13 protein-coding genes are annotated in these 14,566 nt (G+C 38.5%); all 13 read right to left on the bottom strand.

Going from position 1 to position 14,566, the window contains the following annotated elements; translation table 11 throughout:
* Positions 1 to 198: 198 nt before the first annotated feature.
* Entirely contained in the window at positions 199 to 1,065 is an 867-nt protein-coding gene (locus WAK64_RS04150) for a 2-oxoacid:ferredoxin oxidoreductase subunit beta (protein WP_336585681.1), read from the bottom strand.
* A complete protein-coding gene (locus tag WAK64_RS04145) occupies positions 1,066 to 2,808 on the bottom strand; it encodes a 2-oxoacid:acceptor oxidoreductase subunit alpha (RefSeq protein WP_336585680.1) in 1,743 nt (580 codons plus the stop codon). It abuts the gene before it with no gap.
* A gap of 256 nt (positions 2,809 to 3,064) precedes the next feature.
* Positions 3,065 to 3,985 carry a dipeptidase gene (locus tag WAK64_RS04140; RefSeq protein WP_336585679.1) on the bottom strand — a complete coding sequence of 307 codons (921 nt, stop codon included), beginning with the start codon at positions 3,983 to 3,985 and terminating at the stop codon, positions 3,065 to 3,067.
* A gap of 273 nt (positions 3,986 to 4,258) precedes the next feature.
* Positions 4,259 to 4,519: a stage V sporulation protein SpoVS gene (gene spoVS / locus WAK64_RS04135; RefSeq protein ID WP_336585678.1), complete on the bottom strand. Its 261-nt coding sequence runs from the start codon at positions 4,517 to 4,519 to the stop codon at positions 4,259 to 4,261.
* Positions 4,520 to 4,663: 144 nt separating this feature from the next.
* Positions 4,664 to 5,461 (bottom strand): TIGR00282 family metallophosphoesterase, encoded by a 798-nt coding sequence (locus WAK64_RS04130; protein WP_336585677.1) that lies wholly within the window; start codon positions 5,459 to 5,461, stop codon positions 4,664 to 4,666.
* Between the two features lie 216 nt (positions 5,462 to 5,677).
* The gene (rny, locus tag WAK64_RS04125; RefSeq protein WP_336585676.1) at positions 5,678 to 7,243 is read right to left on the bottom strand and encodes a ribonuclease Y; all 1,566 of its coding nucleotides are present in this window, start codon (positions 7,241 to 7,243) and stop codon (positions 5,678 to 5,680) included.
* A 714-nt stretch (positions 7,244 to 7,957) separates the two neighbouring features.
* Positions 7,958 to 8,983, bottom strand: coding sequence for a recombinase RecA (gene recA / locus WAK64_RS04120; RefSeq protein WP_336585675.1), 1,026 nt, complete (start codon positions 8,981 to 8,983; stop codon positions 7,958 to 7,960).
* A gap of 448 nt (positions 8,984 to 9,431) precedes the next feature.
* The gene (locus tag WAK64_RS04115; RefSeq protein ID WP_336585674.1) at positions 9,432 to 10,670 is read right to left on the bottom strand and encodes a competence/damage-inducible protein A; all 1,239 of its coding nucleotides are present in this window, start codon (positions 10,668 to 10,670) and stop codon (positions 9,432 to 9,434) included.
* Between the two features lie 21 nt (positions 10,671 to 10,691).
* Complete coding sequence (gene pgsA, locus WAK64_RS04110) at positions 10,692 to 11,270, bottom strand: CDP-diacylglycerol--glycerol-3-phosphate 3-phosphatidyltransferase (RefSeq protein ID WP_336585673.1); 579 nt, start codon at positions 11,268 to 11,270, stop codon at positions 10,692 to 10,694.
* Between the two features lie 53 nt (positions 11,271 to 11,323).
* On the bottom strand, positions 11,324 to 12,220 hold the full coding sequence (locus WAK64_RS04105; protein ID WP_336585672.1) for a helix-turn-helix domain-containing protein: 897 nt from the start codon (positions 12,218 to 12,220) through the stop codon (positions 11,324 to 11,326).
* Positions 12,221 to 12,238: 18 nt separating this feature from the next.
* Complete coding sequence (locus WAK64_RS04100) at positions 12,239 to 13,030, bottom strand: DUF3388 domain-containing protein (protein ID WP_336585703.1); 792 nt, start codon at positions 13,028 to 13,030, stop codon at positions 12,239 to 12,241.
* A gap of 167 nt (positions 13,031 to 13,197) precedes the next feature.
* Positions 13,198 to 13,446, bottom strand: coding sequence for a DUF3243 domain-containing protein (locus WAK64_RS04095; protein ID WP_336585671.1), 249 nt, complete (start codon positions 13,444 to 13,446; stop codon positions 13,198 to 13,200).
* 72 nt (positions 13,447 to 13,518) lie between these two features.
* Positions 13,519 to 14,244, bottom strand: coding sequence for an elongation factor P 5-aminopentanone reductase (gene ymfI / locus WAK64_RS04090; protein WP_336585670.1), 726 nt, complete (start codon positions 14,242 to 14,244; stop codon positions 13,519 to 13,521).
* Positions 14,245 to 14,566 lie beyond the last annotated feature (322 nt).

The following is a 14,566-nucleotide window of genomic DNA, read 5'->3' as shown; positions in this document are numbered from 1 at the left end:
TTTACCCATCTTCTAATTTGTCCATTATCAGGAATGCCATATTTTTTAGCCAATAACTTAAATCCCATTGGTCCTTCTAGATATTCTTTAACAATGGTTAATTTTAAATCGTCACTATATTTTGCCATACAAAAACACCCCAAAAATTAGTTTTTAACTCTAACTTTTGGGGTGCAGAACCTCGAGGGCCTTTTTTCATTACATAAATTCCTTCACTAATTCAGCAAATTGATCTTCTTTAAGGTGAAGGTCGTGTTTTGCTAATGGTATATCACTATAATTATCGACTAAGTCTTGGTACGATGGTTGTTCAGTGTTTTGATAAATTAACCCCGTCACTAGTCCTTCATGCTTCATTAAAGTACTCATGGCTAGTTCGCGATTGGAAGAATCATATCCTTCAATATCGCTAAGCTTCGTAAGGTTTTCTTTAAACCAATCATATGTGTTAATTTTATTGTATGTAACACATGGACTGAAGACGTTAATAAGAGAAAAACCTTTATGATTTAATCCCGCTTCAATTAAAGCTGTAAGTTGTTTTAAATCAGTGGAGAACCCTTGGGCAACGAATGTCGCACCTGCTGTTAAGGCCATTTCCATCGGAGCAATAGCAGGTTCGATTGCACCTGCTGGTGTTGACTTTGTTTTGAATCCAGCTGCCGACCTCGGAGATGTTTGTCCCTTTGTCAGTCCATAAATTTGGTTATCCATGACAATATACGTAATGTCCACATTTCTTCGGATCGAGTGGATTGTATGTCCCATTCCAATCGCAAATCCATCACCATCACCCCCAGATGCAATGACCGTTAAGTCTCGGTTAGCCATTTTAACACCTTGGGCAATCGGTAATGCACGACCGTGGATTCCATGTAAGCCGTAGGAATTAATATAACCGGATATACGCCCTGAGCATCCGATACCAGATATGACCGCTAGCTCCTCAGGAACTAAACCGATATTTGCAGCTGCACGTTGAATAGAAGCTTGTACAGAAAAGTCACCACATCCTGGGCACCAGTTAGGTTTGACGTTATTACGAAAATCTTTAAAAGTCGCCATCTAGATCAACTCCTTGCACTTCGAATGAACTTCATACGGTAGGAATGGTGTCCCGTCATATTTTGTAAAACTAGCAATTTTCTCTATATTTCCTAAGTTCATTTTGATAATGTTAGCCAATTGGCCTGTCGCATTGTTTTCAATGACCATGACCTTTTTAGCCGATTGAACGAGCGGCAGAAGTTCATCTGTTGGGAATGGGTGAATAAGACGAATTTGGGCATGATTCACTTTGATGCCATCCTTTTCGAGTCTTCCCATCGCTTCTTCGATTACACCGCGTGTAGAGTTAAATCCAACTAATAATAAGTCCGCTTCCTCATGAGGAGTATTTTTATAGATAGGGTTGTTAAAGGCGATTTTCTTGACCTTTCTCATCCGCTTATCCATTTGTGCTTGACGGTTGGAAGGCGACTCAGATGGCTTTCCTGTTTCGTCATGCTCAACACCTGTCACGTGGTGGATACCATTTTTCATGCCAGGAATGACACGTGGAGAAACTCCATCCTCTGTTACTTCATAACGTTTAAAATATTTTTTTGCTTCCAGCTCTTCTAACTCATTTTCATTCTTCGTCAATTTTCCACGACGAATTTCCACTTTACTAAAGTCTAACGGCTCAACCGTTTGTTTACCAAGTGATAACTGTAAATCAGATAACACGATAACTGGACATTGATATTCTTCCGCAAAATTAAATGCTTCAACTGTATCGTAAAAAGCTTCTTGGACAGTGCTTGGAGCCAGAACAATTTTTGGAATTTCTCCATGTGTCCCATAAATCATCGCCATTAAATCAGACTGTTCTTGCTTTGTTGGCAAACCTGTGGACGGTCCTCCTCGTTGTGTATCTACAATAACAAGTGGTTGTTCCGTCATTCCAGAAAGACCGATTGCTTCCATCATCAATGAAAGTCCTGGCCCTGCTGACGCTGTAAAGGCACGAACTCCGGCATAATTGGACCCAATGGCCATCGTTGCTGCAGCAATTTCATCCTCCGTTTGGATAACTGCTCCGCCAACTTTCGGAAGCTTTTTAATTAAATATTCCATAATTTCAGACGCTGGAGTGATTGGATAAGCAGCCATTAGGCGAACACCACCCGCTAAAGCACCTAAAGCAATAGCGTCATTTCCTATCATGAACATTCGTTTTTGACCATCTGCCTGGTCTAGTTCCATTACTCCGACCTTGTCGCCTAATTGCTGAGTCATCGTATCGTACCCTTGACGGATCGCTTCCATATTCTTTTCTACTACGGACTCGCCTTTACGACCAAAGATCTCTGTAACCACTTCATTAAATACAGAAGGTTGCAAATTTAAAACAGCGCAAGAAGCTCCTACTGCTACCATATTTTTCATTAATGACGTTCCAAGTTCACTTGCAATTTCAGTGAAAGCAACCGGATAAAGGGCCGCATGGGAACCTTCTGGTAAAACAGGTTTAAACCTTGTGTCTGCAATAATAATTCCCTTATCGTGAAGTTCCTTATAATTCACATCAATCGTTTCTTGATCAAATGCCACGAGAATATCTAAATCGTCCGCAATTGAGCGCACCTGTGTTGTACTAACACGAATTTTATTGTTCGTGTGACCTCCCTTAATCCGAGAAGAGAAATGACGATAGCCATATAAATAGTAGCCAAGGCGGTTTAAAGCCATGGAAAAGATTTCTCCAGTACTCTCAATTCCTTCACCTTGTTGGCCACCAACTTTCCATGAAAGTTGCTGAATCATTCGTTATACACCCCTTTAAACACGTTCAAAACGTATACTCTTACCTTTCTAGTGTATCATTTTTCTATGGGAACTACTAGAAAATCCGCCTTTAAAGAAAGGCAATACTTTAAAAAAACGTTGTAAGCCCTTTCATTTTTTCTGCTATATATTTAACAGTATTGCCTTTAAACGATAAAAAAACTGTTTCTCTTTATTTGAGAAACAAGTTTTTTAAAACCGAATATTTATTGCTTATATTATTAACATCTTTCGTTTATGAGGGGATTGCTCGAAGGAAATTGTCATATAAAAATTTCCCGACTTGCGTTGAAGAATAGCATCGATATAATTCATCTATTAGTTTGTCATAATCTTTATAGGAGCTCAACCCTATAATCGTTTCACTAATTCCGTCAAAATCAGACCCAAAGCCGATATGGTCTTCTCCCCCTAGTTCACACATTTTTTCCACGTGCTGAATCACATCATTAATTTTCGCTTTTCCATTCTTTTGCGTGAAAAATGGAACAAATGTAATTCCGATACACCCTTTTCGTTCAAATATTGCTTTCGCTTGATCATCACGTAAATTTCTAGGGTGTGGACAAATAGTGTAGGAATTAGAATGAGAAGCGACTGGGTACTGAGCAATCTCGATTGTTTCCCAAAAGGCTCTTTCACTTAGGTGGGAGACATCCGTCCAAATCTTGTGTTGGTTTAAGGTTAAAATAACCTCTTTTCCAAATCGAGTTAATCCTCCTCCTCTTGGCTCCATTGCTCCGTCTGCGACTTCATTTGCCCAATTCCAAGTTAACCCAACTGAAGCAACCCCAAGACGAAGAAGCGTTTTAAGCTTAAGTAGATCACCTTCAATTCCTTCACAGCCCTCTAACGATAGCATAACTCCTGTTTCATCAGCTTTCAATTGTTCAATTTCAGCTTTACTTTTCACCATTTTCATATTTGGATTCGGCTTTAATATCTTTTCATAAAAAAGATCAATCATCTTTAAAGCCGCTTGAAACCGTGCTCCTGGTAGTAAGTCTGGTGGCAAAAAAATAGCAAAAAGCTGCACCTTACTACCATGCTTTTCAAGCTGAGTAGCAGTAATATGTAAGTCATCTGAATGTTGAAAATTAATAGATGGATACTGATATAATTTATATAAAACATCACAATGAGCGTCAAAAATCATAAACGTCCCTCTCCTTTAGTAAATGGCTGTTTTTTATAGGTTAACGAAAAGAAAAGCAAATTTCAAATTTTTACAATTCCCGTAATTATTTAGCTTATTTACGATTTAGAAAAGCTTATGTCTCTGATAAGTATCCGCTTATATTGTATTGATAGCTTATTGATAATCGTAAGGCATCCGTTTTTAGTTTTTTTTCATAACACCAATTCATTCAAAAAAAAACTGTAAGCCCTTATAAAAAAGGCTTACAGGGAATGAATATATTCCTTATTATTAACGAGGTTCTATTATTAATTTTATTGCCGTTCTCTCCTCATTCTCAATCATAATATCCGTAAATGCGGGGATACAAATTAAATCAACACCACTTGGAGCTACAAACCCTCTAGCAATGGCAACGGCTTTTACCGCCTGATTTAAGGCACCCGCTCCAATTGCCTGGATTTCAGCTGCTCCTCTTTCACGAAGAACACCGGCAAGTGCACCAGCTACAGAATTAGGATTAGATTTTGCTGAAACTTTTAATATTTCCATTCCTTTTCCTCCTTGTCTTTTCCCCAAACCGAATGTTCAGTGCATTTTGAACAAATTTGGTAATACGTTATTCCATTGCTACTATATTCATTAAAAATGCAATCTATTCCAGCTTGTACGAAAAGAAAAGGAATTTAATATGATTTACGTGTAAAAAGGATGATCATCATTAATTAAAATTCGTTGAATTTTTCTAGCCTTTCCTGTTTTTTCATCTATGTCTATTAAACACGCACTTAGTTGCGTTCGGCCCTCTTTTGGTACTTCAAACCGTGTAGGGAGAGAAGTTAAAAAACGCCCGATAACTGCTTCTCGTTCCATACCTAATATACCATCATATGGCCCTGTCATTCCGACATCAGACAAGTAAGCCGTTCCCTTTGGTAAAATTCGTTCATCAGCTGTCTGAACGTGAGTATGCGTTCCTACAACTGCCGTTACCTTACCATCTAAATACCAACCCATTGCTTGCTTTTCACTTGTTGCTTCACCATGAAAATCCACAAAAATAATATTTGTTCTTTCCCGAGCTTCTTCAACCAATTTTTCAGCCTCAGTAAATGGACAATCAAGGGCTGGCATAAACGTTCGCGCTTGTAAGTTTATTACGGCTATTTCTAATGCATTAAATTTTTGGAAAATAAGTCCTTTACCTGGTGCGTTGTGAGGGAAATTTGCCGGTCTAACGAGGGCCTTTGCCCCATCAATAAACTCAAATACCTCTCGATTATCCCACGCATGATTTCCAAGTGTTACAACATTGGCCCCAGACTCTAAAAATTGCCGATATATTTTCTCGGTAATCCCTCTCCCTCCTGCTGAATTTTCACCATTAATAATTGTAAAATGCGGTCGATATTTTTCCTTTAATTTCGGTAAATAGGTTTTGATCATATCCCGTCCTGGAGACCCTACTACATCTCCAATAAATAATAATTGCATAATTAAGCCCTTTCTTTATTCAAATTCTAAACTATTTTACCACAATCTATTCTGTTGGCACTAGTGTACAAATAAGGTGGAAAATACACTCTTACGAACAAGCTCTAATTCATTGAACATCTTAATTGGTTAAGTATAGTTTGTGAAAAACATCTTTCCCCATTATTTTTCATCGTGTCAAAGAAAAAAATGTTAGAGCTTTCGCTCTAACATTTTTTATTTTGCGTATTCTACCGCTCTAGTTTCTCGAATAACGGTCACTTTAATATGTCCAGGATAATCTAGCTCTTCTTCTATTCGTTTACGAATATCTCTTGCTAATCGATGAGCTTCCAGATCATCAATACTTTCTGGGCGAACCATAATTCTTACTTCACGACCGGCTTGAATAGCGAAGGATTTCTCTACTCCATCATAGGATTCAGAAATTTCCTCTAATTTCTCTAAACGACGAATATAGTTTTCAAGTGTCTCACTTCTTGCTCCCGGTCGAGCAGCAGATAATGCATCAGCTGCTGCGACTAGTACCGCGATGACAGATGTTGGCTCAGTATCACCGTGGTGAGATGCAATAGCATTTATCACTACAGGATGTTCCTTATATTTTGTCGCTAACTCCACACCTATCTCAACATGGCTTCCTTCTACTTCATGGTCTATCGCTTTACCGATATCATGAAGTAAACCAGCACGACGAGCAAGGGTTTCGTCTTCTCCTAATTCTGCAGCAAGTAGTCCAGATAGGAACGCTACTTCCATAGAGTGCTTCAGAACATTTTGACCATAACTTGTACGATACTTTAAACGTCCTAAAATTTTGATTAAGTCAGGATGGAGTCCATGTACGCCTACTTCAAAAGTCGTTTGTTCTCCCACTTCGCGAATATATTCATCTACCTCGCGTCTAGACTTGTCTACCATCTCTTCTATACGAGCTGGGTGTATACGACCGTCCTGAACAAGTTTCTCAAGAGCAATACGAGCTGTTTCACGACGTATTGGATCAAACCCTGATAAAATAACTGCTTCTGGAGTATCATCAATAATTAAATCAATTCCTGTTAATGTCTCAAGTGTTCGAATATTACGACCTTCACGACCGATTATTCTACCTTTCATCTCATCATTTGGAAGATTTACAACTGATACTGTCGTTTCTGCTACATGCTCAGCTGCACAACGTTGAATAGCTAAAGAAAGAATCTCTTTCGCTTTCTTATCTCCCTCTTCCTTGGCACGGTTCTCTTGTTCCTTTACCATTATGGCAATATCATGGGAAAGCTCACTCTCAACTTGATCAAGAATAATGGCTCTTGCTTCATCTCTAGTTAAACTTGAAATGCGTTCTAGTTCAGCTTGCTGAGATTGTTTCATCTCGTCCACTTTGCTTTCCATCTCATCAATATGTTGTTGTCTTTTGATGAGAGAATCCTCTTTTCGTTCTAAAGTCATCTCACGTTTTGCCAGAGATTCGTCTTTTCGATCAAGGTTCTCTTCTTTTTGCATTAACCGATTTTCTTGTTTTTGCAATTCATTTCTTCGTTCACGAAGTTCACGTTCTGTTTCAATACGAAGCTGGTGATTTTCATCTTTTGCTTCTAAGAGCGCTTCCTTCTTAAGAGCTTCAGCTTCACGCTTTGCTTCTTCAAGAATTTGATCTGCAGCGTTATGGGCGCCTGCAATTTTTGCTTCTGCAATCGATCTTCGATAAAAATAGCCAACAACGACACCTACGATTAGGCCAAGCAAAATGGAGATGATAAGAATCAATGCTTCTTGCATTATTTCACCTCCTATTGCTATGAAACTTTAACTCATGTTTTTAACATGTCTGCTGATACATTGTATTACATCTCTTCAATATACAGCTCTAAGATTTTCATAACTCATTGAAAAAAATTAAAATTATACAAGTTAATTTTAATTCTGTAAAATTTGATTGTCAAGGGGTTCGCTCCATAAGAGGAAAACAATTCCACAAAGAAAAGCGAAGTCGGGTCGATCTGGGGCGACAGGCAACTGACACGACACGCAGGAAATCCTGATTTCCGGAGTGGGGTGGCAGTTGACCCCGAGCCACAAGCCGACGCAGCTAGACAAAAAGAAATGCGGAACTGACCGTTTAGCGACGTATAAACTTGAGTCATCAAGGAACGAAGGCTAAATTCGCGACGTCCTGTCGCAACGCCTTCATGACCTACATCCTGTAGGCCTAAGCGTAGTCGGCTCGATTTGGGGCGACAGGCAACTGACGCGACACGCAGGAAATCCTGATTTCCGGAGTGGGGTGGCCAGTTGACCCCGAGCCACAAGCCGACGCAGCTGGACAACATCAAGGAACGAAGGCTAAATTCGCGACGTCCTGTCGCAACGCCTTCATGACCTACATCCTGTAGGCCTAGCTGCACAGCGAAGTTCCTTTCCTTTGTAGACCTTCTGAATTTAAGAAAGGAGAGGTAAATTCTGAAGCGAATTCCCTCTCCTTAAGCACCGTATTTAGATGTCTAACTGATCTTGGCCTTCTTCTACTATACCCGTATCTAGACCATAATGTTCACGAATCTTAACCATGATTTCTTGACGAATTTCAGGGTTTTCTTTCAAAAATTGCTTAGCATTTTCTCGACCTTGACCTAGACGTTCATCATTGTAGGAATACCATGAACCACTCTTCTGAACGATATCAAGCTCAGAACCTAAGTCAATGATTTCACCTTCTTTAGAGATACCTTCCCCATACATTATATCCACTTCTGCTAAACGGAACGGTGGTGCTACTTTATTCTTCACGACTTTAATTCTTGTTTTATTCCCAACCATTTCATTTCCTTGTTTTAATGTTTCGCCACGACGAACCTCTAAACGAACAGACGAATAGAACTTAAGTGCACGCCCACCTGGTGTTGTTTCAGGGTTCCCGAACATAACACCCACTTTTTCACGAATTTGGTTAATGAAAATGGCAATAGTATTAGACTTATTAATCGCTCCAGAAAGCTTACGAAGTGCTTGAGACATTAATCGAGCTTGTAAACCAACATGTGAATCTCCCATTTCCCCTTCGATTTCTGCCTTTGGAACAAGCGCAGCAACAGAATCGATAACAATAATATCAACTGCTCCGCTTCGAACAAGTGCCTCAGCTATTTCCAGTGCTTGCTCACCTGTATCGGGTTGAGATAATAGTAGTTCTTCAATATTAACACCTAGCTTTTGTGCATAAACTGGATCTAACGCATGCTCAGCGTCAATAAACGCAGCTTGACCACCTTGGGCTTGTACCTCAGCTATCGCATGTAAAGCAACTGTCGTTTTACCAGAGCTTTCCGGTCCATACGTTTCGATTATTCTCCCCCTAGGATATCCCCCAATTCCTAATGCTGCATCCAACGCTAATGATCCACTTGGTATTGTAGAAACCCTTCGTTCTGTTTCTTCTCCAAGCTTCATAATTGACCCTTTTCCAAATTGTTTCTCTATCTGTTTCAATGCCATATCTAAGGCAGCTTTACGTTCACTCACCAATATTTCCTCCTCTTTCATAGCATTCTATTGTTTAACTAAAAGTTATGTTTAATTTGTTAAGCTATCTATACTATAAACCAGTTTACCTGTTTTGCCAAGCAAAAAACGAATAAATGTTCGCTTTTTTTACTGGTGTTTTTTTGAATCTGAAATCCATCTTAATGGAGGTCTAATTTTTTATAAGTGCATAATTACAAAAAGCATGATTTGATTTAGAAGTAGCGAATCATTATTCATCTCATTAACTATGCTTTGTTCCTTTGCCCACACAATTCGTTCAGTCCATCTTTTTATTCAGCGTATAAAAAACTGCTCAACCTATAAATTGAGTTCATGTTAACTCCCCCGTCTTTCTCATTCCCATTGTTCTTATGAAACTATGATGAAACTTGTCGATAAATGGAAACGAGCATAACAAAGACCCCTTGTAAAACAGGGGCCATTGTTATGCTAGAAAATGTTTCAATATATAATAACAACCATATTTAGTCGTTCTCATCCGAATCGATTGTCGGGTACCTGCTAACTGTAGTGGAAAAGTATAAGGTTCCCTTCCTTTAAACGATAGCCCAATCCAAACCGTCCCAACATCTTTTCCCTCACTAGGATCTGGACCTGCTACACCGGTAAAACTAATCCCTATGTCCGTTTTTAATTTCTCTCGAATATTAACGGCCATTTCTGCAGCACATTCTGAACTAATCGCTCCAGAAGAATCAAGCGTATTTTGTTGAACGTGTAACAAATCTTTTTTCGCCTCATTCGAATAACACACAATTCCACCGAAAAAATTCTCACTAATGCCAGGAAAGGAAGTGAGCTCTGCACTAAATGAGCCACCTGTTAAACTTTCTGCTATGGATATCGTTTTATTATGGCTCTTCAGTAAACGAACAACTTCCCCCATTAATGAGGAGTCATTATAGCCATATAAGTATTGACCAATCCGTTTCTTAATTTTTTCTTCAAGAGCTTGAATTAATTTATCTGCCTCTTGCTCAGACATATGCTTGGCAGTTAGACGAAGTTTGACTTCTCCGTTACTAGCAAGAGGGGCCACAGTTGGGTTTGATTGCTCATCGATAATATCTTCTATCTCTGTTTCAAGTTGAGCCTCACCAATACCAAAAAAGCGTAATACTTTGGATTTTATCACCTGTTGCTCGTCCAATTCATTTAGTAGGGCATCCCTACCATATTGCATAAACATCGGTTCTAATTCCTTAGGTGGTCCCGGAAGCAGCATGTAATAATGCGTCTCATTTTTATAAAGCATCCCAGGTGCCATACCGTAATCATTTGAAAGGATAGTCGCATTTTTCAACACCATGGCTTGTTTTCGGTTATTCTCTGTCATCGTTCGATTTGCTTTTTGAAAGTACTTCTCAATCATGTTCATTGCCTGTTCATGTAATTCGAGCTCTACTCCAATATGCTTAGCAATCGTGTCTTTCGTCAAATCATCTTTCGTTGGGCCTAATCCACCCGTAAAGATGATTAAGGAAGAGCGTGATTCAGCTATTTCTATCGCTTGTTTCAATCGATCAGCATTATCCCCTACGACTGTGTGGTAATAAACCGGAATCCCCATTTCTGCTAAATGTTGAGATAAAAACTTGGCATTCGTATTCACAATCTGTCCGAGTAATAGTTCAGAGCCAATAGCGATGATCTCTGCACGCATTAGACTCCCCTCCTTAAAAACCTATTTTGAATTTCTGAATATTTCACGATTTTTCACAAAATAATCCCAACCTGACCACAATGTAAAGAATAAGGCAACCCATAGGGCGATAGTTGCAAACGGAAATGAAATACTTTCAAAAATCACATTGTGAAGAAGTAGAGCTGATATCGCGACAATTTGTGTCCACATTTTGATTTTCCCTAACATTTTAGCAGCTACAACTTCACCGGACCCAGCTAACACAAGGCGTAACCCTGTTACAGCAAACTCCCTAGAAATAATTAAAATGACAATCCACGATGGGGCCATATTCAAATCAACTAGAATGATAAGTGCTGCTGACACTAATAGCTTGTCCGCTAACGGATCTAAAAACTTCCCTAAATTCGTTACCATATCGTATTTCCGTGCATAATAGCCGTCCACCCAATCCGTAGTGGATGCAATAATAAAAATAAGCGCTCCTACAAAATGCTCAACAGGCATCGTCGTTCCGAAAAGAGCTAACTCTCCCCATCCAAAATCAACAAGCATCATAACAACAAAAATAGGGATTAGAAAAATCCTTGAAATGGTAATCTTATTTGGTACATTCATGTTAAAATTCCTCCAAAATGTTGTAAGTAAAAATAGTCACCCCAAATAGATGACTATTCTGTCTTTACATACTGAATCGAAATCTTCTGTACAACTTCGTCGTTCACGTCAATCTCATAAGACAAAGGCTCACCGTTTATTGTAATGGTCACAGCCGGAGCATATCCAATTACAAGGTATGCTTCCGTGTCATTTGATAAGTCATATGATAGGGAATCCCCATTTGCTAAACTCTTATCATACAGTATCTCATCACTTCCATTGTATACTGTAACCCATGAATTCTGTTCATCGAGTGCCGTTAACTCCAGATTAAACGCATCAGCATTCTTCAACTCATATGTCGTTTCAACACCCAAAGTGCCCTTTACGACAATTTCTTGAGAAGGTGTATTGATTATTTCCTCGTCACCCGACTCCTCATCCGTTGAAGGTGCTTCTCCATCTGTTGATTCTTCTTCTGTTACCTCAACAGCAAGGTTGTCCTCTAAAATAATTTCATCTTTTGCTCCATCTTTAGCAGCTTTTTGACTTAAATTATCACTTGGGTCAACATATCGCTGAAATAAATACCATGCCAAAAATGCGATTCCAACAATAATGATGAAAACCAACAGCTTTGGAATAATATCTACTATTTTTGATGTCGAATCTGTCACCTTCTTTTTGCGTGATGAAACTCGGGATAACTGTTGTGGAATTTCATTCGCTTCAACATTCGGAATTTCATTCGCATATTCATCGAAAATCTCTTCAGGGTGCAAATCAACTGCCTCAGCATATTGCTTAATAAATGCCCTAACATAAAATTTCCCAGGCATTAATTCATAATTTCCTTCTTCAATTCCTATTAAATATCTTCTCTGTATTTTCGTTTTTCGTTGAAGATCCTCTAAGGAAAATCCCTTTTCTTCTCTGGCCGCTTTCAAACGAGCGCCTAGTTCGGTCAACACAACCACCTTCTAACGTTAAAAATCAAACCCTCCGAAATCATGTTCTTGAAAAAACTGATTTCGTTGGACAAGTTCATATGTAATTTCTTCTTCTGGATCATTTCGTAGTTCAATAAAATAATCAAAGTCATCCATCGTATATTCTGAATTTTGAACAAAAACATCGGGATGCTCAATAACTTTTACTGAAGACATTCTCATAATTTCTCTTACAAGCTGCCAATGCTTTTCATTTGTAGATTTTGTAGAGACGATTCCATCTAAGATAAAAATATTATTTTCATTATATTCATCTTTAATTAATTGACTGCGGATCGTTTGCTTTAAAAGTGTCGAGGATACAAATAACCATTTTTTATTGGCACAAACGCTTGAAGCAACAATAGATTCTGTTTTCCCAACCCTTGGCATTCCTCTTATACCGATTAACTTATGACCTTCTTGCTTGAAAAGCTCTGCCATAAAGTCAACCAACAGGCCTAGTTCATCACGAATAAAGCGGAAGGTCTTTTTATCATCAGCATCACGTTGAATATAGCGACCGTGGCGAATAGCCAACCTATCCCTTAATTTAGGTTCTCGAATCTTTGTTACGTTTATCGTATCCATAGTTCGTAGAATTGATTCCAAACGAGTGATTTGAGCATTATTGTCAGCTAGTAACAATAACCCCCTTCTCCCTTCGTCAACACCATTAATTGTAACAATATTTATGGAAAGCATACCTAGTAAGGAAGAAATATCCCCTAGAAGCCCTGGACGGTTTTTTTGAATTTCATATTCTAAATACCATTCTGTTTTTGCCATCATAACCTCCCAGGTCTATTTCATAAAAAATTTGATAAAGATTAGTAAAATGTCTGTTCTTTACGTAATTACCATCATATATGATTTTAACATATTAGGAAAGAATTATGAGTTTTGTTTGCAAGTTTTCAAAAAAAAAAAGAAAGAGGGATTCCCCCTCTTCCGATTTAATGATCTTGAACAAGTTTGACCATTATATTGGCTATGGCATGTTGCTCTTCCTCTGACGCTACTGACCAAAGATCTGCCAATACCTTTTCTTGTTCATTTTTCGGTTCTACTTGCTTCGCTAAATAATCTCCAATTTGATACGCTAAATCATTAATGACATCCTTATTCAGTCCGTCTTGTTCTGCGTGTTGTAGACGATCTCCTAAAAAGCCTTTCCATTCTTGCCAATTGTCTAATACACTCATGATGCAACCTCCCATTTTAAAGTTACAATTATAGTGTACGACTGAATGGCTAAAATATACGGTGTATAAAATTTACATATACCATCCACCATTAACCCCCAATACTTGTCCTGTTATATATGAAGATTGGTCTGAGACTAAGTAAGCTACGGCATCTGCTGTCTCACTTGGATAAGCAAATCTCCCAAATGGAATGTCCTCTTTCATTTCCATTTTTTCACTTTCTGAAAATCCAGAAATCATATTGGTATCTACAACACCTGGTGCTACAGCATTAACTCTTACCTCACTTCTTCCTAACTCTTTCGCTAACGCTTTCACGAAGGAAATTTGAGCTCCTTTTACAGATGAGTAGACTACTTCGCAAGCAGCTCCTGTTTGTCCCCAAATGGATGATATGATAACGATACTGCCTTTCGTAGCAAGAAGTTTAGGTAAGAGTGATTGAGTCATCATCATTGGGCTTTTCATATGAACATTCCAAAGAGTATCCATTTCCTGTTCCTTTATGTCCTGAAATAAGCTATATTGCGCTGTGCCTGAACAGTGAACAATACTATGTAGTGTATGAATATGTTTCGTTAAATGAACTGCTTCCACAGGTCGGGATAAATCTGCCTTTAAAGATATAATATCTATTTTTTCATTGCGTAACTCTTTAACCAACGCTTGGATTTCTTCTTCGTTAGAATGATAATGTAAATAAAGATTCCAACCGAGTGAGGCCAGCTTTCTCGCAACTGCTTGACCAATTCCACCACTCGCGCCTGTAATGAGGACGTACTTGCCTTTCTGCATTCTAATAGCCACCTTTCATTCGTATTGTAACGAAAAAAGATGAACTAGAAAAGGAAAGACTAAAATAGTCTGCAACAACGATTGTTAAAGCATCTAGGATATATGGCTATCTGATTGGAAATCATACTAGCCCTATCCTTACTAGAGCTTCAGAATTTTATTTTTAATTCACCAAGGGCCACGCACCCTTGACGATTAAGTGATTTATACAATGGCTATGTATGTTATAAACATCATGATGCACTCAAAGTCATCCATGCAACAGCTTATCGGCTTATCGTTCATTTAAATAAATTAAAAGCATAAAAAAACGCTCAGATTT

The organism is Bacillus spongiae (genome assembly GCF_037120725.1).
GTDB classification, from domain to species: domain Bacteria; phylum Bacillota; class Bacilli; order Bacillales; family Bacillaceae_K; genus Bacillus_CI; species Bacillus_CI spongiae.
The sequence above is the reverse complement of the archived record's forward strand: the minus strand, read 5'-3'. Positions and strand labels throughout refer to the sequence as shown.